The 19,645-nt window shown below is 61.4% G+C and carries 18 protein-coding genes; 8 read left to right on the forward strand and 10 right to left on the reverse strand.

Annotated elements, in window-relative coordinates; genetic code table 11:
• Positions 1–23 precede the first annotated feature (23 nt).
• On the forward strand, positions 24–713 hold the full coding sequence (locus IEX27_RS05405; protein WP_188719911.1) for a HisA/HisF-related TIM barrel protein: 690 nt from the start codon (positions 24–26) through the stop codon (positions 711–713).
• 454 nt (positions 714–1,167) lie between these two features.
• On the opposite strand, the gene fae is transcribed toward IEX27_RS05405, so the two are convergent.
• The 7 genes from fae to IEX27_RS05440 all read right to left on the reverse strand — a co-directional run bounded on the left by fae (position 1,168) and on the right by IEX27_RS05440 (position 7,792).
• On the reverse strand, positions 1,168–1,680 hold the full coding sequence (fae, locus tag IEX27_RS05410) for a formaldehyde-activating enzyme (RefSeq protein ID WP_188719912.1): 513 nt from the start codon (positions 1,678–1,680) through the stop codon (positions 1,168–1,170).
• A gap of 297 nt (positions 1,681–1,977) precedes the next feature.
• On the reverse strand, positions 1,978–2,826 hold the full coding sequence (locus IEX27_RS05415) for a triphosphoribosyl-dephospho-CoA synthase (RefSeq protein ID WP_188719913.1): 849 nt from the start codon (positions 2,824–2,826) through the stop codon (positions 1,978–1,980).
• Between the two features lies 1 nt (position 2,827).
• A complete protein-coding gene (locus IEX27_RS05420; protein WP_244630223.1) occupies positions 2,828–3,736 on the reverse strand; it encodes an ATP-grasp domain-containing protein in 909 nt (302 codons plus the stop codon).
• Positions 3,737–3,777: 41 nt separating this feature from the next.
• The gene (mch, locus tag IEX27_RS05425; RefSeq protein WP_188719915.1) at positions 3,778–4,731 is read right to left on the reverse strand and encodes a methenyltetrahydromethanopterin cyclohydrolase; all 954 of its coding nucleotides are present in this window, start codon (positions 4,729–4,731) and stop codon (positions 3,778–3,780) included.
• 14 nt (positions 4,732–4,745) lie between these two features.
• Positions 4,746–5,870: an ATP-grasp domain-containing protein gene (locus IEX27_RS05430; RefSeq protein WP_188719916.1), complete on the reverse strand. Its 1,125-nt coding sequence runs from the start codon at positions 5,868–5,870 to the stop codon at positions 4,746–4,748.
• Positions 5,848–6,744, reverse strand: a complete 897-nt coding sequence (locus tag IEX27_RS05435) for an NAD(P)-dependent methylenetetrahydromethanopterin dehydrogenase (protein WP_188719917.1) — start codon at positions 6,742–6,744, stop codon at positions 5,848–5,850. The genes IEX27_RS05430 and IEX27_RS05435 overlap by 23 nt, the downstream gene beginning before the upstream one ends.
• 61 nt (positions 6,745–6,805) lie before the next feature.
• The gene (locus IEX27_RS05440) at positions 6,806–7,792 is read right to left on the reverse strand and encodes a beta-ribofuranosylaminobenzene 5'-phosphate synthase family protein (protein WP_308642603.1); all 987 of its coding nucleotides are present in this window, start codon (positions 7,790–7,792) and stop codon (positions 6,806–6,808) included.
• 160 nt (positions 7,793–7,952) lie between these two features.
• Between IEX27_RS05440 and IEX27_RS05445 the strand changes: the two genes are divergently transcribed.
• The 5 genes from IEX27_RS05445 to IEX27_RS05465 all read left to right on the forward strand — a co-directional run bounded on the left by IEX27_RS05445 (position 7,953) and on the right by IEX27_RS05465 (position 12,830).
• Positions 7,953–8,333, forward strand: a complete 381-nt coding sequence (locus IEX27_RS05445; RefSeq protein ID WP_188719919.1) for a 4a-hydroxytetrahydrobiopterin dehydratase — start codon at positions 7,953–7,955, stop codon at positions 8,331–8,333.
• Positions 8,334–8,441: 108 nt separating this feature from the next.
• Entirely contained in the window at positions 8,442–9,494 is a 1,053-nt protein-coding gene (locus IEX27_RS05450) for a molybdopterin-binding domain-containing protein (protein WP_188719920.1), read from the forward strand.
• On the forward strand, positions 9,488–11,119 hold the full coding sequence (locus IEX27_RS05455; protein ID WP_188719921.1) for a formylmethanofuran dehydrogenase subunit A: 1,632 nt from the start codon (positions 9,488–9,490) through the stop codon (positions 11,117–11,119). Before IEX27_RS05450 ends, IEX27_RS05455 begins: the two co-directional genes overlap by 7 nt.
• Entirely contained in the window at positions 11,107–12,015 is a 909-nt protein-coding gene (gene fhcD / locus IEX27_RS05460) for a formylmethanofuran--tetrahydromethanopterin N-formyltransferase (protein WP_188719922.1), read from the forward strand. The genes IEX27_RS05455 and fhcD overlap by 13 nt, the downstream gene beginning before the upstream one ends.
• Positions 12,012–12,830 carry a formylmethanofuran dehydrogenase subunit C gene (locus tag IEX27_RS05465; protein ID WP_188719923.1) on the forward strand — a complete coding sequence of 273 codons (819 nt, stop codon included), beginning with the start codon at positions 12,012–12,014 and terminating at the stop codon, positions 12,828–12,830. The genes fhcD and IEX27_RS05465 overlap by 4 nt, the downstream gene beginning before the upstream one ends.
• Here the strand turns inward: IEX27_RS05465 and folP are convergent.
• From folP to IEX27_RS05480, 3 genes are all read right to left on the reverse strand, one after another.
• On the reverse strand, positions 12,808–13,599 hold the full coding sequence (gene folP, locus IEX27_RS05470) for a dihydropteroate synthase (protein WP_244630247.1): 792 nt from the start codon (positions 13,597–13,599) through the stop codon (positions 12,808–12,810). The genes IEX27_RS05465 and folP overlap by 23 nt on opposite strands.
• Positions 13,600–13,948: 349 nt before the next feature.
• Positions 13,949–15,355, reverse strand: a complete 1,407-nt coding sequence (locus tag IEX27_RS05475; protein WP_188719925.1) for an amidohydrolase family protein — start codon at positions 15,353–15,355, stop codon at positions 13,949–13,951.
• Positions 15,356–15,425: 70 nt separating this feature from the next.
• Positions 15,426–16,928 (reverse strand): ABC transporter substrate-binding protein, encoded by a 1,503-nt coding sequence (locus tag IEX27_RS05480; protein WP_188719926.1) that lies wholly within the window; start codon positions 16,926–16,928, stop codon positions 15,426–15,428.
• A 440-nt stretch (positions 16,929–17,368) separates the two neighbouring features.
• Here IEX27_RS05480 and IEX27_RS05485 point away from each other — a divergent pair, with 440 nt between their 5' ends.
• Positions 17,369–18,229, forward strand: coding sequence for an IclR family transcriptional regulator (locus IEX27_RS05485; RefSeq protein WP_188719927.1), 861 nt, complete (start codon positions 17,369–17,371; stop codon positions 18,227–18,229).
• A 32-nt stretch (positions 18,230–18,261) separates the two neighbouring features.
• A complete protein-coding gene (locus IEX27_RS05490; protein ID WP_188719928.1) occupies positions 18,262–19,425 on the forward strand; it encodes a zinc-dependent alcohol dehydrogenase in 1,164 nt (387 codons plus the stop codon).
• Positions 19,426–19,645 lie beyond the last annotated feature (220 nt).

Here is a 19,645-nt window from a genome sequence, read left to right on the forward strand (position 1 = left end):
ATCATGCAAGCGAGGAGGCGCTGTTGCAAATCATTCCGGTGCTGGATCTGAAGATGGGCCAGGTGGTTCGCGCCGAAGGCGGCAAGCGCGACAGCTACCGCCCGATCGTCACGCCGCTGAGTGATACGTCAGAGCCCCTTGGCGTGGCAAAGGGGTTGCTGCGCCTGCATCGCTTCAGGACATTCTACGTGGCGGACCTCGATGCGATTGAGGGCAGGGGCGACAATCTTGATGTCATCAGCCAGTTGCGCGGCTTGGTGGGACGGGTCTGGGTCGATGCCGGGGTTGAGGATGAAGCCACGCTCGTCAAATTGCTTGCGGAAGACCATGTGCGCGTGGTTATCGGCAGCGAGAGCCAGGCTGACGCCGCGTTGCTTCTACGGTTTCGGGATGATCCGCGCATTGTACTATCGCTCGACTTTTTCGCCGACGGCTATCGGGGACCGCGCGAGATGCTTGAGAAGCCGGACTTGTGGCCGGGCGAAGTGATCGTCATGACGCTTGCGAAAATCGGCGGAAGTTCTGGCCCGGATTTCGAGAAGCTCGAGGAAATCATTCGCCTCGCGCCCGACAGAAAAATCTACGCTGCGGGCGGTGTTCGCTCCGAAGACCACCTCAATAGGCTCGAGGAAATGGGTGTCGATGGCGTGCTTATGTCCAGCGCACTGCATGGGAACAGCTTGAAAAGCGAGATTTTCTCGCAGTACGACTAGCAACGACAATAAAAATGCTGTCAGTACATCCTGGAACATCGATGGCAAATGCTCTCAGCGCAAGCGGCAGCCGCAGTATGTGCCGGCCTCGCGTCGCCTCCGCTTGGATCATTTCAGTGTTTCATAGAAATGCTGCGATGATGCGAGCCGTTGTTAATTCCGGACGGAAAATCGGTTCCCATTTTTCCTGGTTTGCTCCAGGTTGTACTCAATGTTGCACACATGTGCCGCTCAGACAGCCTCGTGCCCCGCGATAAAGCAGGCAAATAGCAACGATCGCGAAGCATATACAGCATAAACACCATGAAGCAGGCGCAGAGTTGCGCCCGCATTTAAGGCTACGGGAGGCAATAACCGTATCGGCTCAGCTCTTTTGCTGAGGGCCGAGGCCAACCATCGATTTCAAGTAGCTCCAGAGGGACCAGTATTCAGGGGTCCGCTCCGAGCGGTCAGTTCATGACGGAGCACCAAACGGATGGGTAACGGAATTGCGCCGCTCGGTCACTTCGGCAGCTGTCGGTGTACCGTTTACAGCACGCTCGATCGCTTCCTTGGTGGCGCGATAGTTGTAATCCTGGATCTTCGCATCATCGCTGGCTTCCCAGTGGATGAAGACGCCAACACAGATAAACACGTCGTCCGCTTCGTCGGCCGGAATAATGCCTTCGGCGACCGCGTCCTGCACTGCCTTGGCAACGCCGTACTGCGCAGGTCCAAACATCTGCACCGCCTGCTTGGCACCCTTGATCGTAACCTTGTTGAACATCACGGTGTTGGGTTTGCAGGGAAGATTTGGTGCAATAACGGCAAGCAGTGTGGTGAAGCCGTCCTTGTTGTTTGTCAGTGCGTTACAGAAGGCAGCCTCTACCGGGCTTCCACGCGGGCCAATGAGCAGGTCGATATGCGCCACTTCATTGCCATCACCCACCAATGACTCGCCAACCATTACTTTATTGATTTTCGCCATACCAATGTTCCTCCTAGACATGGTGAAAGTCCAAGGGTGCCGCACCAGGCAGACACCCAGTGGACCGACTATCCTTGTTGGCAGCACCCGGTATTCTACCAGGCCGGTTGGCTAGATAGTCACGGAAACTCGTCCTCCGCGAGTAGATTGAAGCATCAAGTTGGACTTATTGCAAGCTGGTCATTGAATGATGATTCAAGATTACGAATATTCGTGGGCTAAATACTTCCGCGCTCGATCGCGCGGATTCTTGTGCGCTGCAAGAAAGTGCAAGTCTGTAGAAAAATCGGACCCTGGTCAGCTTGCAGCCCGGCTCATTTTTCTTAGTTCGCTGGCAAAACAAGTTGCGACCGTCAGGTCAGCCGAGGTTCCGGGATTGAGACCCCGCGCTTTCAGCGACTGGTCGAATGCCAGCAGCTTTTCCATGCGTGCCTCAGGGTCTTCAGAGCTCAGATCGCGAAGGATTGCAGCGGCTTCGCGCCTTACTTCCGCTGCAGCGGGCTGGCCATGCTTGCGCAGGATGTGGCTGTCTTCGAAGAGGGAAAGAAAGGCGAGATAGGCAAAGATTGTCGGCCACATGCCGGTTTCACCGGCGTGAACGGCAGCTTCAAGTGCGGGTACGCCGGTTTCGAAGATGTCGGCATATCCGTTGGTATATTGCCTCGCGATCAGATCGCGATCGGCGGCGAGCGCCATGGCTTCCAGGATGCCGGTTTTCGGCTCCTCACGCACATCGTGCTCACCAGCGGAACCAAGGCCACCCGGCGAGGTCAGACGGATCGCTTGGTAGATCGCGCGGGTATCTTCCAAGTCGAGCGATGTCAGGATTTTTCCGACTGAGCCCCGGAGGTTTGCTGCGTTCCCTTCTGCGGCGCTGGCGAGCGGAACGCAGAGCAGGAGGATGCCCAGATTGGTGTTCGTCCGGACGGTTTCGCGGGTTGCCGCAACTGCCTGAAGGATGCGCTCGCCCGGCGACTGGATCGGGTCGGCGACGATCGGCGCAGTTACGCGCGCGCTCTCCAGAAAGTCATGGATCGTCATCCGGTGGCCGTCAGCGAAGCGGTGCACGTTGCCCGGCTTCAGCGCATCGATCTCAGCTTCGCAGGCGGAACGGTACGCTTCCTCGATCTGGCGGCGCGAAAGCATGTCAGACTGGCACGGCGGTTTGCAGCGGGATGGAGCGTGTCGCGTCGAGCGCGGAGAGCATGCCCTCCACGATTGCCTCGCCGACATCGGTTTGCGCCACTGTCTGGAGCCCGGCCCAGGCAGGCATGGAGTTTACCTCGATCACAGGAAGCGAGCCGTCAGCCGCAGGAACGATGTCCACGCCAGCGAAACCCGCCCCCACGGCGCGGGCAGCCCGGAGGGCGAGGTCAGACAATTGCGCGCGAAGCGCCAGCGGAACAGCCTCGGGCACTGCTCCACGTTGAACGTTCGTCACCCAGTCGTCGCCGCGACGGATCATCATGTCGACCACGCGACCGGCGCAGACGAAGACGCGAAAATCACGATAGGGCGGGCCATCGCGCCGGATGTAGCGCTGGAGGTAGTAGGTATCTGCCATGAGATCAGGCGCGGGCAAGTCTTGCACCTTGCGGATGAGCTTGATGCCTTTTCCCTGCGCACCGAACAGCGGTTTGAGCACAAGTGGACCGTTGGATAGCTCGCGCTCGGCCACCGCTTGGGCCTGCTCCAGACCCTCCACCGCGAAGGTGGGAGGGGTTGGAATTCCGGCCTGCTGCAGGAGGAAGGTGGTCATGGATTTGTCGACGCAACGCTCGATCGATTGGGCAGAGTTCCACACCATGACGCCGAGGGAGCCCAACGCATGCAGAATGCTCAGTCGCCGCGTGACAGCCTCGAACGTGCCCGCGCCCATGGAGCGGACAAGAACGGCATCCGGAAGCGTGTTGCCGAAGCCAGGCATGGCAAAGCCCGAAGGGCTCGTGCTGTCAAAATGGACGGCTTCCAGCCGGGTGAGGTGAACCTCACAGGCGCGCTTTTCGAAGGCTCGAGCCAAGGACTTGCTGCGGTCGCCAAGCTGGCTAGAGATCATCAGGATCTTCCACATTCAGTGCGGCTTTCCCTTTGCCACGCTCAGCCTTGGCCCCAGTCCAGGCGGCCGAAATCACGCGCGCCAGTCCGGAACGTCTCGCCCGTTTCCATTGAGGTCACGATCACCTCTGCAGGGCTGAAGAGCAAGGGGTCGATCGCATAGAAGTCGCCCTTGAAGCGTTCGAACACCTTCGTGAACGGCTCGCCATAGTCGCGCGACGAACTGCTGGGAAGCTTTTGCGCCAATTCCCGCGCGGCGTCGAGCGGACCGGTGACGAAGAGCTGTGCCAGACCGCCGTAGATGATCGCGTCATTGGTGCGGCCCATGGCCTGCATGAAATCAGGATGCGGTGCGGGGACGGGCGCGCGGGCAATGCCCTCGACAATGTCATCGATCGGAAAATCAATATCCTTCGCCTTGTGCAACGCCACTTCGAGAACGCGGGCAACGATCTGGATCGTGCCGGCAAGGCTTTGCGTGGGCGCATAGATGAAGGTCAGGTTTTCCGGGGTGACTCCGCTCGCTTTCGAGACCTTGCGCACAAGCGCTTCTGGTGGCGGGTCGGCGGTTTCCAGCACTACCACGGAGTGGCTTGCCTGCTCACGGTAGGTCAGAATTTCGAACAGCGGTTCCACGCCCGCGAGCACCCGCACGGGGCCGGACCCCATGGCGAAATACTTGCCCTCGGAGAGGTTCCAGCCGGCATATTGGCTGCCGAGGCAGGCCAGCACCGGCTGCGAGGAGCGAACCTCAATGTTCAGTGCCCAGGGCTCCGAAGGCCCCATGGCGAGCTTCACCGTCCCGAGGCCGCCCATGCAGATTTCCGCAATGCGCAGTCCTGCCTCTATGCTTCCGCGCACTTTCGCGCCGGCGTCGATCAGGCGGCAGTCGAGCGGCCCTTTCGCCACGGCAATGCGCAAGCGTTCCGCCTCATGGACCATGCCGTCCGCGATGGTATTTGCCCGTTCATTCAGAAATGCGGAGCCGTCCTTCATGCCGGCCCTCCCTTCTATCTCGATCCCGACACGATTTCTCTCAGATGCCCCTCCCGCTGGAAGAGCAGCTCCTGCGCTTCGTAGGCCGTTTTCCCTTCGGCGAAGATGGTGCAGATCGGCTCATCGCGCCGGATGTGCGTTCCTGCCGGCTGGCGGTCGGCGAGCCAAGCGGGCCAGTCGATCTCCGGAAAGGTTTCAATATCTTCAAACGCATAGACGACCATGGACGCCATGGAGTTCTCATGGACCGGCAAGGGCGCTTCTTCGCCACGGCTTGCCGCAAGATGAGCGGCCAGAAGCGGCGCATCCTCGTGATCGAAGATGTCGAGCGTTGCGCCCGGACGGGGATTGATCTCAAGCAGATGGTAGGTCTGGCCAGACTTGATGAAGTCGGCGCTGCACATGCCGATGAGGCCCGCGCTGCGGCTCAAGGCGGAGAGCCATTCTGCGATCATCGCCGCATCTTCATCGGGGAAGCTTTCGAGCCGTACCGCGCCGCAGAAACGATAGGGGTATTTGGGAGTCGGGCAGGTCCATTGGTGGCTGAAACCGACCATCCGTGCGCCGGTCGCATCGGCCATGAACAGAGCCGAGACGCTCGAACCCTGCACGGCGCGTTGGTAATAGATGCCGTGGGTCTGCTCGGCTTGCGCCGCCGGGAAGATGTGCAGACCGCCCGCGCCGCCGGTCAGTTTCGCAAGCCATCCTTTCGGCTCAGAAGGCAATCCAAGCTCGATCTCCGGGAACGGAATGCCGATACGCGCGCATTCGTCCGCCAGGAAGATGGGGTGCTTGATCCTGCGAATGGCGTCGCCACTGCATCCTGCAACGGGGAATTGTTGTGCCAGTTCGTCAACAAGTTCGGGATGTTCCTCGAAGCCCGAGCCGCAGATCAGTGCCGCAGGGGTTTCGCCGTCGCTGAGGCCCTGGAGCGCTTCGGCGAGCCCTTCGGCGGCGAGCCCCCCTTCAAGAGCGCCGGAAACGCGGACGGTCTTCTCGGCCAGATCCACGGTATCGAGGTCACAGAAGAGATCGGCCACAAGCGGGCGGTAGCCCGCACGCCGTGCGGCGGCGGCGAGGCTTCTTCCTGATACAGCCGCGATCAGCAGTGGCTCGTTACTTGGCGTAGGTGCGGGCAAGGGTGAACGCGTCCTGAAAATCGAGGGTAACTGGTTTTTCCGGCTCAATCATCTGCTTGAAGAGATTGAATTCCGTCTTGTACTTCACATTGCCGATGGCGAGTGCGCCAATGCCTAAGGCCGAGGTACCGGGGATCTCCACCGAATCCGCGTGGACATCCACGCCTTCGATGCCTGCCGGCGGGACGGCGTTGACATCGGCCGCGACGCAGAGCTTCTCGGCACCGTCGAGATGCGCCTTGGAAAGAACCTGAACGCCGGCCTTCGCGGCGGCAAGGACGATCTCGGCGTTGCGGACGAGCGATTTCTTCGCCTCATCCGTCGAGCCGTCGGCGGCTTGCACCTCGATGTCGTACCGCGACTTCATCTGATCGGCGATCGCCTGCACGCGTTTCGTGCCGTCGTGACCGGCAAGCGTGACCTTGGCGCCTTCGCGCGCCGCAATGACCGCGCAACAGTAGCCCACGACACCAGTAGCGCCGAAGATGACGAGTTCTGCGCCATCAAGTTTGCGGTTGAACTTCTTTTCCATCGCCTTTTCCACCTTGGCCAGCATCGCCGCTGCCGTGGTGAATGAGCCGGAAGGGTCGGCAAAGATGCTCAGGGTAAATGGCGGAACCAGCGCTTTGCGCGCGGTATCCAGCATATCAAGCGCAAGGGTGACGTCTCGTCCGGCGATGAACAGGCCCGAGTTTACGCCTGCATCGGGTGGGCGGGAGAAGATGGCATCCTGCACGAGGCCGGTCACTTCGGAAAGCTCCACGCCCGTGTAAGGGACGACGACATCGAAACCGGCATCAACGGCCATGTTCACGTCAAACGGGCTCATCTGGCGCAACGGCGTGATCATGTGCAGAATATTCTTGCGAGGCATGGCATTATCCGTGTGTTGAAGCAGGTGGAGTTTCGCAGGGCATCCGTAATAGCGAGGAGCCCTAGCTCATGGATCGCGCCCGGCGTTGCACAGGTGCGTCGGGCTCCTCGGTGATACTGGCACCGTGGTTTCGACCCCTGACGATCCGCAGCTCGATGGCGGGCTCCAGCGCGCCCTGCGCCTCCTTGATGAAGCGGCGTGCATCCAGCTCCGACGGCGCGAAGACGAAGCCCGTTGGCCCCCAGGAGCTCTGGCCGACGCCCCTCGCGCCGACTTCGCGCAGGCGCATCGCAGCGCGTTCCACCCGGGGGCTGGTGAACAGGCCACCCTGGGCCGGGGCGAAATACGTACCCATTTCCATCTGAATCACCTCGATCGCCTCGCCAAAGGCCGGGAAATCCTGCTCAACGACAGCCGGAAGCGCCTGCATCAGCACGCGCCGGCAGATCTCGCTCGCGCTCTCTACTGGGAAGGGCGGCAGCTTGCGGAAGGCGGCAATTTCATCCTCGCCGTGGAGGCCGACCGTGTTCGTGTGATCGAGGATCAGGATGGCGCGCCATTGATCCGGGAAGGGGTGGCGAGCCACGACAGGCGGTTCCGCGTCACTATGGTGCCGCCCCGCATCAACGATGAGACCGCCATCGCTGAAAGAGGCGATCCCGATGCCGGAGCGGGAGCCGCGGCCCAAGAGACGCGCATCTCCCGAAGCGTTGCCGTCGAAGCCGTGCAGACGGCGCAGCGCGGCGGAAACCGCCATGGCCATCTGCGTTCCCGAGCCCAAGCCCACATGCGGGGGAATGGCGTGATGGACGATGAGGCGATGGTGCGTGGTGATGCCCAGATGCCGGCAGAGTTCATCAAGGTGCCTTGAGGCGCGAGCGGAGTCCGGTCCTTCAACCGTGGTCGTGTCGGCATGGGTGAGGCTTACGAGCGTCTCCGGCTCGTTGAGGGGCAGGCCAAGGCTGCCAAACCGGCGCCCGGTGCTGCCATTGAGGTCAAGAAACCCCAGATGGAGGCGGGCTGGCACCGACGCAGTGACGCAATTCATCATTTGCTCCCCTTCGGGTGCGCAATGCATGGATCAGTGTTCGGGTGCCCGCGTTCATGATACTGGTTTTCCAATCGGGAGCAAGCGACGCGTGCGAGTTGGGAATATTGGTAGGCATAATTGATCGGTCCCCCAGCACGCCCAGGATACGGAGGAAGACATGTCCGAGAGGCAGAAGGATCGCGTTTACACTGAAGAAGAGATCAAGGAGCGTCTGAGCCGGGAACTGCCGAAGTGGTTCTACGAAAACGGCTGGATCCGGCGGAAGTACAAGACCCACAGCTGGAAGGGCACGCTGATGGTGATCAACACCGTCGGGCATCTGGCGGAGGCTGCCTTTCACCATCCGGACATCACGGCTTCCTATGCCTGGGTGGAGGTGCGGCTGACGAACCATGCTGCCAAGGGCGTGACCGACAAGGACTTCGCGCTGGCGAAGAAGATCGAGGAGGTGGTTCATTGGCAGCCCGGCACCGAAGGGCAGGGCCTGGAGGGGACGCCAAACAGCGACCAGCGGTTCGCCTATATCAAGTATGACTAGGCTTCACAGTCCATGACGAGCTGTCGCACACCTGTTCGAACGAAGGGGCTTCACGCACCCCAAGGATTATTCTAAAGTTCAGTCGGGCACCAGAAAGTAGCGGATAGAATGACGGTTGCATGGATCGGCAACCGGGACGCACAGGTGCCTCTCGCCATTGAACATGCGACGGCGCTGCTGGTGAAGAGCCGGTGCCCGGTTATTACGCTTGATACGGACGTGGACGCCACGCGGGCGGCGCTTGCGCTTGCACGCCGAGCAGGCGCGGTTTGCGACACCCTCAGTGATGGCGTGAGGCAGGAAACGGCGCTGTTCACCAGTTCCGGCGGTATGTTCATCGCGCCGACTGAGGCCATCCGGCGAGCGGATGTGGTGCTGATCGTGGGCACCTTGCCGCCATCCGCCATGGAATTCCTGCAAAAGCTGGCTCAGACGGAGCCAGATCTCGCAGGCGGTAAGTCGCGCACGGTTTTCTCACTTGCGTCGGGCGATCTGCCGGACGAGGTCGCCAAGGTGGCGCGTGTTATTTCTGCTAGGGATACAAGCGTTTCCGGAGCAGCGGCGCTGCTGCGCTCGATGCATGCCGTGCGGCGGACGGCCGTATCGCTCGAGGGCTTTGAAGAGCTTGGCGCGGCGCTGGCGGAGGCCCGGTTCGTTGCCATCGTCTGTTCGGGCCATGGCTGCGATGCACTTGCGCTCGAGATGCTGCAGGGCTTCGTCAGCGACCTGAACACCTCCGTACGCGCTTCCATGGTTCTCTGGCCGGCGAGCGAACGGGGTTGGGGCAGCGCGCTGGTCTCCACATGGAATGCCGGATTTCCTCTGCCTGTGAGCTTCCAGTCTGGTGTGGCGGAACATGATCCGCGACGCTTCCGCGCTTCACGACTGATCGAAGAGGGCGAGGCTGACGTGTGGCTGCACGTCGGATCCGAGCCCGTCAGTCCGCCTGATGGCATAGAGTTGATCGTGCTGGCGGATGTAGCGAATCCCATCGATAGGGCAGCCGTTACCATCGCCACAGCCGAGCATGACTCGGTGGTGTTTTCCGGAATGGCCGGGACGTTTGTCGCCAAAGCGGCGGAAGCTTCAGCGCCGTCGGCAGCTTCGGTCCTGAGCCAGATCCTCGAACAATTGCCCGAGCGTGAGGTCGCGCCATGCTGACGCTGATCAAGGGAGGGCACGTCGTTGATCCGGCAAGCGGGCGGAACGGCGTCGGCGATGTCTGGATCGAGGACGGACGGATCAACGCCGCACCGGAAAGTCGGGAGCCGGACGAGAGTTTTGATGCTTCCGGCTGCATCGTCATGGCCGGGGCGATCGACATCCATTCGCATATCGGCGGTGGCAATGTGAACACGGCGCGCCTGTTGCTGCCGGAATATCACAAGGCGCATCTGCTGCGCCCGAACGCGACACCGCTGTCGAACCTCGGCTGGAGCACACACCAGACCGGCTGCCTCTACGCGCAGATGGGGTTCACCACGGTCGTGGAACCGGCGATGTCGCCAGCCAACGCGCTACACACGCATCTGGAACTCGCCGACATTCCGATCATTGATCGGGGGACGCTCGCGATTCTCGGCAATGATGACTTTCTGCTGTCGCTCATCCGCGACAATGCCTCGCCTGACATGATCGAAGACTATGTCGCCTGGACGGTAGCTTCCGCGCGGGCGCTTGGCGTGAAGACGATCAATGCAGGCGGATCGGCGGCGTTCAAGGAGAACGTGCGCACCTTCTCGTTTGATGACGAGGTGCCATCCTACGGCGTCTCATCGCGGCGGATCGTCAAGACGTTGCAAACGGCAGTCGCGAGCCTCGGCATTCCACACCCGCTGCATGTTCATTGCAACAACCTCGGAGTTCCGGGCTCCTTCGAGACGGCGGCGACCACCATGGGTGCTGCGGAAGGCGTGCCGATGCACCTCGCACATCTGCAGTTCTATGGTTACGGCACCGAGGGCAAACGCCGCTTTTCCTCGGCTGCGGCGCAGCTGGCGGAGATCGTCAATGCCTCGCCTGAGATCACGATCGATGTGGGGCAGGTGATGTTCGGCCAAACGGTGACGATCTCGTCCGATGCGCTGCGCCAGTTCGCGGCCCGTGGCAGCGCACGGCCCAAGAAGAGCGTGATCTATGACGGCGAAGGCAATGGCGGCGGCATCGTGCCTTTCGCCTACAAGAACGATTATTACGGCTCGCTGCAATGGGCCGTGGGGCTCGAGCTCTTCCTGCTGATCAACGATCCGTGGCGGGTGTTCTTCACCACCGATCATCCGAACGGCGCGCCATTCACCGCCTATCCGGCGCTGTTCAAGCTGCTGATGAGCCGCGAGGCGCGGCGGGAGGCGATGGAGAACCTCAACCCGCAGGCGCTGAAGCACACGACGCTTGGCTCTCTGGATCGGGAGTATTCGCTTGAGGAAGTAGCGATCATGACGCGCGCCGCACCTTCGAAGCTGCTCGGCCTCGCTGATCGTGGGCACTTGGGCGACGGAGCGGTGGCGGACGTTGCCGTCTATCGCCGCGATGAGGATGCCGAGCGCATGTTTGGCGCCGCAGAACTTGTGTTCAAGAATGGGGAACTGGTCGTGCGCCAGGGTGAAGTCGTGAGCCTGCGCCCGGGCAAGACGCTGCGGGTCGCGACCCAGCCAGACAAGGCGATCGTGAAGAAGCTCGAAGGCTATCACCAGCAACGTTACGGACTTTCGCTCGACTGGTTCGACTTTCCCGACTGGGCGGTCGGCCGCGACGAGCCCTTTGGCGAGGTGCCATGCAGAACCTGACAGTCAATGGCGTGATCATAGACGATACATTTGCCGAGGCCTTCGGCATGCGCGCGACGGCCATCATCATCACCGCCCCGAGCCGGCAATGGGCGCTGGAGGCAGCGCGGTCCATGACGGGTTTTGCGACGTCGGTGATCGGCTGTGGCTGCGAGGCGGGCGTCGACGTGGAGCTGTCGCCTGACGAGACGCCTGACGGTCGGCCTGGCGTGCGGGTGCTGATTTTTGCCGTCAGCACGGACGAGCTGCAGAAGCAGCTCCTGAACCGGGTCGGGCAATGCGTTCTCACCTCGCCGGGCAGCGCCTGCTATGCGGGTTTGGAAGGGACAGAGCCGCTGAAGCTTGGCTCGGCCATGCGTTATTTCGGTGACGGCTGGCAGATATCGAAGAGGCTTGGTAATCGCCAGTTCTGGCGCTTACCGGTGATGGACGGGGAGTTCGTCTGCGAGGCGACGACGGGGCTCACCAAGAAGGCGGTGGGCGGCGGCAACCTGCTGCTGCTGGCGCATGGCGGGGCGGAGGCACTGGCCGCTGCCGAGGCCGGTGTGGAAGCGATGCGCGCGGTGCCAGGCGTTATCATGCCGTTCCCGGGCGGGATCGTTCGCTCGGGGTCGAAGGTCGGCAGCAAGTACAAGAGCCTCGTTGCCTCAACCAACGACGCCTATTCGCCGGTTCTGCGGGCACAGGTGGCGAGCGAGCTTGATCCGGACATAAATGCCGTGCTCGAAATCGTCATCGACGGGGAGACCGACGAAGCCGTTGCGGCTGCCATGCGGGCGGGGCTGAAGGCGGTGATCGACCTTGGGCCAGAGCGGGGCGCGCAGCGGGTGAGCGCCGGAAACTACGGCGGCAAGCTCGGCAAGTTCCAGTATCATCTGAAGGATCTCCTGCCGTGAGTGGTCTGACTTTCACATTGTTGGCGGAGCCTACGCAGCGGCTCGACCTGTCGCCTCTGACGCCGCAGAAGCTGGCAGGCCTCAGCGCTGGCGAGATCGAGAAGATCGAACTTGGCGGTGGAGGGGATCAGGTCAAGGTTGGCGACTGCTTCAAGGTTGAGGGCAGCGACCCGGAGACAATCGTCTTCGAAGGCGGGAGCAAGCGGCTCGACTGGATCGGTACGGATATGGAGGCCGGCAGCATACGCGTGACGGGCGATGCTGGTGCGCTGCTCGGTCGCCGCATGACCGGGGGCTCCATCGTCGTCAAAGGCTCGGTCGGACCATACGCCGGTTCGCAGATGCAGGACGGGCGGGTGGAGATCCAGGGAGACGCTGGCGACCTTGCTGCGGGACCAATGGCTGGTGAACTGCGCGGCATGTGCGGTGGCACGCTGATCATCCGCGGTCGGGCAGGGGAGCGTCTTGGCGACCGGATGCGGCGCGGGCTGGTGGCTGCACTTGGCGGCTGCGGCGATTATCCCGGCAGCCGGATGATCGCCGGAACGATCGTTGTCGCGGGGGAGGCGGGGCGGATGCCGGGCTATCTCATGCGGCGCGGCTCCATCCTCCTCGACCGGCCACCGCAGGAGCTGTCGCCCACGTTCATCGAAAGCGGGCCGTGGTTCAGCGCCTTCGCGTCGCTCCTGGAGCGGCATCTGATGCAGGAAGGGATCGTCGACTACCCCTTCCTGGGTGAAGGCCCGATGCGCTATGTCGGCGACAATGCCGTGCCGGGCAAGGGCGAGCTGGTTATTTCGTCTCTGAAGGTCTGACCTGCCGCTGCAAGACTGCATCGGCAAAGGCCAGTGCATCGCGATTGAACGGGATGTTGTGGACGCGGAAGATGAGCGCGCCCTGCATCCGCAGGAGCACGCTTGTAGCTGATGTGCCAACGTCGCGTGAGAGGCGATCGTCACCTGCCAGATGGCCGATCATGCGTTTGCGCGAGGTGCCAACGAGGATCGGGTAGCCCAGCGCATGCAGTTCGCCGAGACGCGCCATGAGGGTCAATTCCTCCTCGCGATCCTTGGCGAAGCCGAAGCCAGGGTCCAGCACGATCTGGCTGTCTTTCACGCCTGCATCATGGGCGATCTCCAGCGAACGGCGGAGGAAATGGAACTGATCCTCGATCACGTCCGGCAGTTTTTCGCGCCCGCGTCCGGTGTGCATGATCACCAGACCAGCGCCTGTTTCCGCAGCCACGTGGGCGATGTCAGGCTCTCGCTGCAGGCCATGCACGTCATTGACGATGTGGGCACCGGCCTCGACAGCCCTGCGTGCAGTTTCAGCCCGGTAGGTGTCGACCGAGATGATGCAGTTGCCTTCCGCTGCCAGCGCTTCAATGACCGGCAGGATGCGGCGCTGCTCCTCCTCGGGGGTCACTTCCGTTGCACCGGGACGGGTGGATTCGCCGCCCACATCAATGATTGCAGCGCCTTCTGCGATCATCTGCCGGGCGTGCGCCTGGGCGCGTTCCACGTCGTCGTGATCGCCGCCATCGGAGAAACTGTCGGGCGTCACGTTCAGGATGCCCATCAGCATTGACGTGGAAGAGAGCGTCAGCTGCTTGCCATGGGCAAGCCGCCATTCATGCGGTTTACTATCCAACAATGTACCACCCAACAGGATCTGATGCCGAAGCATCCACGGCCACAGGCTAGCGCCCAGGATATCGCTGCGCCGGGTTCGGGTCCAGCTGTTCATGGAAGAGAAAGGCAGCCCAAGAGAGGACCGCTCAATCATGTTCTGCTTAATCGTGGATAAACACCGCGCCAGCGCTTGGGAGCATTACGGTCGCGTGGTCAGCTATTCCCTGCCCTTTGGAGGCGGCGCCAACGCATTGCGCTGACTGCCGCCTCAAGATGATTGCGTTTTGCCGGTACGGCTGGCGTCAGATTCTGGCGCCGGATTCCGCGATCACGCGCTCAGCCCTTCGGCGCAGGTCGACCGCCGCGCGCTCTGCCGCCGCCTGTTCGACGAGAACGCCGTTACGCTTCAGCACCCTGCCTTCCACCATGACGGTGTCCACGTTGGACGGGTTAGCGAAGGACACGATGGCATCCACCGGATTGATGGCGGGGGCAAGGTTTACGCCTGTCCTGCGGATGAGGGTGATGTCCGCGCTCTTGCCGACCGTGAGCGAACCGATCCTGTGGTCCAGCCCGAACGCCTTGGCATTGCCCATGGTGGCCCAATAGAGGGCGTCATAGGAGCCAGGATTGATACGCGGCGGCAGCGGTTTATCGCGGCTCACAGCGTTGGTCGAGGCGGGCGCTTCCACGGTTTCCTTGCGCGCCTTCTCGATGTTGTTGAAGAGACGCTGGATGATCAGCGACCAGCGCATGCATTCCAGCATGTCGGCGGACGTGTTCGCTTCGGAGTCGGTGCCAATTGAGGGGGCGCCGCCAAGTTCCTGTACCCGGCGGATCAGCGGCTCGCGGCCCCCGCTGCCGATTTCAGTTTGAGAGGTGGCGGTGATGGAGCAGCCGTTGTCGAGGAGCGCGAGTAGTTCCTCGTCCTTGGCGGAGTTCAGGTGAACGCCGTTATGGCGGCCTTTCAACAGTCCCTCCTTGGCGAGTCCGACGTAGCCGCCGGGAACCTTGCCGGGACGGCCATGCGCATGAGCGCTCGACCAGATGCCGAGCTCATGCGCCAGCTGAAAGTCCTGGCGGCAGACTTCGATCGGAGAGTATTCCGGTCCGAGGAAGCCGAGCGCGAGGGTTATCCGTGCATCGTCGGAGCTATGCAGACGGCGCAGGCGGATCGCCTCCTCACGGGGATGCGGAATTTCCGAAAAATGCGGCTGGCCGGGCTGCGGCAGCGTCTTTACCGTTCCGTGAATAAATTTCGCGCGGATGCCGGACTTGTCCAATCCATCAATGGCTGCATCGCTGTGATCCGGCGTGCGGTTGCCGTGGCACCATTCATAGACGGTGGTGATGCCTCCGTTGATGAGGTTGAGTGCACCGAAATATTCGGAGGCGCGAATGTCGTCGGGCGTGTAGACGGGAACAAACTCCGTCTGCATGTGGAAATGGTGCTCGATGCCGGTCCAATCCACGCCGAAGCCGCGGACGGCCGTCTGCCACATATGAATGTGGGCGTTGATCAGGCCCGGGATGGCGATCAGGTTGGTACCGTCGATGACTTCGCATGAAGAACGGTCGATGCTGGAGGCGAGATCCGTGCCGATGGCTGCAATCCTGCCGTCCTCGATCAGCAGGTCGCCGACAGGCAGAATGCCGTGCTCATCGTCCATCGTAACAAGGGTGGAATTGGTAATCAGTGTGCGCGTCATGAAACTCTCGCCGGATGCCTGATGCGGGGATGCACCGGAGGTGCTCCGGTGCATCACAGATCTTGTGAAGTTAGTTGGCCTTTGTCACGCCATCCAGACGGATCATGCCGTCGGGGTAAGCGCGGAAGTTGCTAACTTCGTTGCGCACACCGTAGATCCACGGCTGGAAGTAGAGGAACACCTGCGGAACCTCTTCCGAAAGCACTTCCTGCACCACGGCGTAGTGTTTCTTGCGCTCTGCAGTGTCGGTTGTCTCGCGGGCAGCCTGCAGGGCAGTGTCTACCTTTTCGCTGCAGAAACCGCTGTCGTTTAGGGTGCCCTTGCACATGATGTAGTGGGCGATGTTGCCATCAGGATCGACGCGACCGGCCCATCCGGCTTGCGAAGCCTGGAAGTTGCCTTCCTTCATGGATGCCTGAAGCCCGGTGAACTCTACGGCGCGCAGCGACACGTCGAAGCCAGCTTCGGCCGCCATGGCCTGCACCAGCTCGTAGATCTGCTGCTGTTGCGTCGTGTTGGTGAACTGGATCTCTACGGGGACGCGGTCGAAGCCAGCTTCCTTGATCAGAGCGCGCGCCTTCTCGACGTCGCGCTTGATCTCGAAGCGCTCGTCATAGGCGAAGCTTGTTGGCGGGAACGGCATGGAGGCCGGCAGGAATGCGTTGGCGCCGACAACCTCAGCGATGACATTGCGGTCAATGGAGATGCTGAGGGCTTGGCGGAGACGGGCATCCTTGGCGATGGTGCTCTTCTCAGCGCCGCTGCCCTTCGTCAGGTTGATCATGAAGCCCTGATAGCCGAGGCCGTCGGCCTTCACGATGCTGCTTTCCTTGTCACCCTCGATGATCTCGATGTCGGTCGGAGACATGCGCTCGATCACGTCGAGGCTGCCTGCCCTGAGGTTCGCCATGCGCACCGTGGCGTCGGGGATCGGCATGAAGGTGAGGCGGTCGAAATGATACTGGTCGGCGTTCCAGTAGTTCTCGTACTTGTCGAAGACGATCTTGTCGTTCTGGACGCGCTCGACAAACTTGTAGGGCCCGGAGCAGGCGGGTTCCTTCGAGAAGTCGCCCTTCTCGGCGGCAGCAGGGGAAATGATCATGCCGGCCCAGCCGCTCAGCTGCGAGATGAGCGTACTGTCAGGACGCGACAGGTTCAGCTTCACGGTGTGCTCGTCGACCACGTCGACGGTGTCCACGGCTGCTATCTCACTGCGGCGCAGGCTTCCTTCCAGGTTCTTGGAGCGCTCCAGATTGTACTTGATGGCCTCCGCGTTGACCGGCGTGCCGTCATGGAACGTGGCGTCGTCGCGAATCTTCATGGTGAGCGACTTGTTGCCGTCGCCCCAGCTCCACTCGGTGGCGAGACGCGGGACGTAGTTCATGTTCTGATCGATATCGATCAACGTATCGCAGAACGAGGTGAACACGATGCGGTTCACAAAGGCGCGGGAGCGATCCGGATCGATGATGTCAATGTCGTCCTGTAGGCCAATCCTCAGGTCAGCTGCCTGGGCTGCCGAAGCGGATAGCAGGAGCGCCGCCAGGACCTTTGTTATGTGAAACTTTCTCATCCGTCCTCCACTTATACTGCGAAATCACCGGCGGGGCCGGTGACGAAACTGATTTTCTGGAGAAGAAGAAGCGATCGGACATCCCCCTCCAGATGTGGCTGATGCTCAGCCGAGATCGACCCGGGGAGCGCCTTTCCCCCTCAAGCCGTTCCGATGCGGATTTCTATCACGCCGGAAGGTGTGCCTGAAGGCGGACGCCGGATCCCAGATGGCGCTTTTCATAATCTGAAAATGCGTTCCGCGGAAGCTTACCGATAAAAGTTAGCTTTGTGACCAAACTTCATCCAAAAGCTACGCAGTTAAACGATTAACGCGCCTGTTCTGCGGAATTTTCCCTCAATACTACGACATTATGAAAATGTTTTTTATGGATGCGGAGTAGATTGACGTTTTTCACCCCTACAGCCAAGTTGAATTCAGGAGTTGAGGGAGTGAGCTAAGTGTCTACATTTGATGATGTGCAGCGCAAAGTGGCACTGACACCATCGGAACAGCGATACGTCGAGACCAAGCTGGCGACCGAGGCAAGAACAACCGACACGCGGTTGATCCAGTCGGTGGATCGCGCATTGGTGCTCATGGAAACGCTCGCCGGTCAGGACAAGCCGGTACTGCTGAGCGAGCTCGCCAGGGTTTCGGATCTCAACGTTTCGACATGCCACCATCTGCTGGCGACGCTGGTGGCGCGAGGATACGTGCTGCATGCCGGTCGTGGACGTGGCTACACCTTGAGTTCCAAGCTGCGCGAGCTGTCGGACATGACCAATCGCGAGCTCGACCTGCTCGATTTCGTGCAGGCTGACCTGCAGCGTCTCAATGCCGATCTGCGCGAGAGCGTGCAGATGGCGGTGATGCGCGGGACCGCCCTTATCACCCAGGTCCGCTACGGTTCGATGATGCCAACGCATATCGAGCCGGATGAAATCAAGAAGATGCGCGCAGCGCACGCGACGGCAACGGGCAAGGCCATTCTTGCCTGGCTTCCGGAAGCGGAGATGGCGCGGGTGGTCTCCGAGAATGGGCTGTCGGCCTTCACGCCCCACACGATCACGACGATCTCCGGACTGATCGAAGAACTGCGTCTCGTGCGCCGGTCCGGCTTTTCCATCGATGAGGAAGAGCTGCAGGAAAACGTCATCTGCTATGGCGCCGCTCTGCGTGACGGAAGCGGCAGGGTTATCGGATCGATCAGCTGCTCGATCCCGAAGAACCGAGCCACCCCGGAATATCGCTCCCACATCGCGCGCTCTGTCGTGAAGTGCGCCCAGGAGCTTTCAAACCGGCTGCGCGTCAGCCGCTGAACCGTTTGCTTACAATTGGAGGGATGTGCCTTATGGCTATGCCAGAGAACGTGAAAACGCACCCGGATTATCCGGTTCCGGAGAAGATGAAGGCCTGGGTACTGGGCGACCCCGGTGAACTGAACCTGGTGGAAAAGCCGGTTCCGGCGCCGAAGAAGGCTGAAGTGCTGGTGCGTATCGACGCCGTTGCCATCTGCGCAACCGACCTCGAGATCATCCATCATGGTCCGCCCGCGCAGATCCAGGGCGGTCTGCCGTTCAACAAGAACTACACGCCGGGCCACGAGTACATGGGCACCGTCGTTGCGCTCGGACCGGGCGTCGACGAGTACAAGATCGGCGAGCGCGTCACCGTGGAAATCCACGCTGGTTGCGGCCAGTGCAAGCGCTGCCGCATGGGCATGTACACGTCCTGCCACAACTACGGCAAGAACTACGGCGACGTCGACAAGGGCCATCGTGCCAACGGCTTCACCACCGATGGCGGCTTTGCCGAGTACGCGGTCAACAACATCAACACGCTGATCCACGTGGACGATTCCATGTCCGACGAGGAAGCGACGCTGGTGGTGACCGCCGGCACCTCGATGTATGGCCTGACAGAGCTTGGCGGTCTGATCGCTGGTGAAGGTGTCGTGGTTTCCGGTCCCGGACCGATAGGCCTGCTGGGCGCAGCGGTGGCAAAGGCCCTCGGCGCCTATCCGGTGATTCTGACCGGCACGCGTGACAACCGGCTGGAGATCGGCAAGAGGCTCGGCGCGGATTTCGTCATCAACGTGCGCAACGAAGATCCGGTCGCAGCCGTCCGTCGCCTGACCAATGGCAAGGGTGTCGACTATGTGGTCGAGTGCTCGGGTGCTCCAAACGCCGTCAACGAAGCTGCTCAGATGCTGAACCGTGGTGGCAAGATCTGCCTCGCCGCTTTCCCGGGCGACCAGGTGCCGATCGACGTGGCCTACCTCGTGCGCAACAACATCTACCTCTACGGCATCCGTGGTGAGGGCAAGACGGCAACGCACCGCGCCGAGGCTTTCATGCGCCAGAAGCGCTTCGATGCTTCCCTGATCCACACGCACACCTTCATGATGGACGATCTGAAGGAAGCGCTGCGCTACGCCAAGGATCGCGTGGAAGACGCGATCAAGGTGGTTGTGCGCAATCGTCCGGCGGAAAGCCAGCGGATCGCTGCCGAGTAAGCTTGAAATAATGTGCGCCGGTTCCGCCGGCGCACATGAACTGCCTACGTGCTGGGAGGCACGGAAATGGGAGGGAGGAAATGAAAGCCGCGGCCGCCGGCAAGCAGGTTTTCTACGCCCCCGTCAAGAATTGAGGCAGATCCGGCAGAGCACAAGCCGCACGGAATGCCAACGACAGAGCATCGGAAACGAAGGTTCCGCATTCGGCCATTCCGATGCT

This window comes from Nitratireductor aestuarii, assembly GCF_014641695.1.
GTDB classification, from domain to species: Bacteria; Pseudomonadota; Alphaproteobacteria; order Rhizobiales; family Rhizobiaceae; genus Chelativorans; species Chelativorans aestuarii.

What these genes read in the sequence shown, in the direction of transcription:
- fae (WP_188719912.1), bottom strand. Translation starts at nt 1,680, where the DNA reads ATGGCGAAAATCAATAAAGTAATGGTTGGCGAGTCATTGGTGGGTGAT.
- IEX27_RS05415 (WP_188719913.1), bottom strand. Translation starts at nt 2,826, where the DNA reads ATGCTTTCGCGCCGCCAGATCGAGGAAGCGTACCGTTCCGCCTGCGAA.
- IEX27_RS05420 (WP_244630223.1), bottom strand. Translation starts at nt 3,736, where the DNA reads ATGATCTCTAGCCAGCTTGGCGACCGCAGCAAGTCCTTGGCTCGAGCC.
- mch (WP_188719915.1), bottom strand. Translation starts at nt 4,731, where the DNA reads ATGAAGGACGGCTCCGCATTTCTGAATGAACGGGCAAATACCATCGCG.
- IEX27_RS05435 (WP_188719917.1), bottom strand. Translation starts at nt 6,744, where the DNA reads ATGCCTCGCAAGAATATTCTGCACATGATCACGCCGTTGCGCCAGATG.
- IEX27_RS05440 (WP_308642603.1), bottom strand. Translation starts at nt 7,792, where the DNA reads ATGAATTGCGTCACTGCGTCGGTGCCAGCCCGCCTCCATCTGGGGTTT.
- IEX27_RS05445 (WP_188719919.1), top strand. Translation starts at nt 7,953, where the DNA reads ATGTCCGAGAGGCAGAAGGATCGCGTTTACACTGAAGAAGAGATCAAG.
- IEX27_RS05450 (WP_188719920.1), top strand. Translation starts at nt 8,442, where the DNA reads ATGACGGTTGCATGGATCGGCAACCGGGACGCACAGGTGCCTCTCGCC.
- IEX27_RS05455 (WP_188719921.1), top strand. Translation starts at nt 9,488, where the DNA reads ATGCTGACGCTGATCAAGGGAGGGCACGTCGTTGATCCGGCAAGCGGG.
- fhcD (WP_188719922.1), top strand. Translation starts at nt 11,107, where the DNA reads ATGCAGAACCTGACAGTCAATGGCGTGATCATAGACGATACATTTGCC.
- folP (WP_244630247.1), bottom strand. Translation starts at nt 13,599, where the DNA reads ATGCTGATGGGCATCCTGAACGTGACGCCCGACAGTTTCTCCGATGGC.
- IEX27_RS05475 (WP_188719925.1), bottom strand. Translation starts at nt 15,355, where the DNA reads ATGACGCGCACACTGATTACCAATTCCACCCTTGTTACGATGGACGAT.
- IEX27_RS05480 (WP_188719926.1), bottom strand. Translation starts at nt 16,928, where the DNA reads ATGAGAAAGTTTCACATAACAAAGGTCCTGGCGGCGCTCCTGCTATCC.
- IEX27_RS05490 (WP_188719928.1), top strand. Translation starts at nt 18,262, where the DNA reads ATGGCTATGCCAGAGAACGTGAAAACGCACCCGGATTATCCGGTTCCG.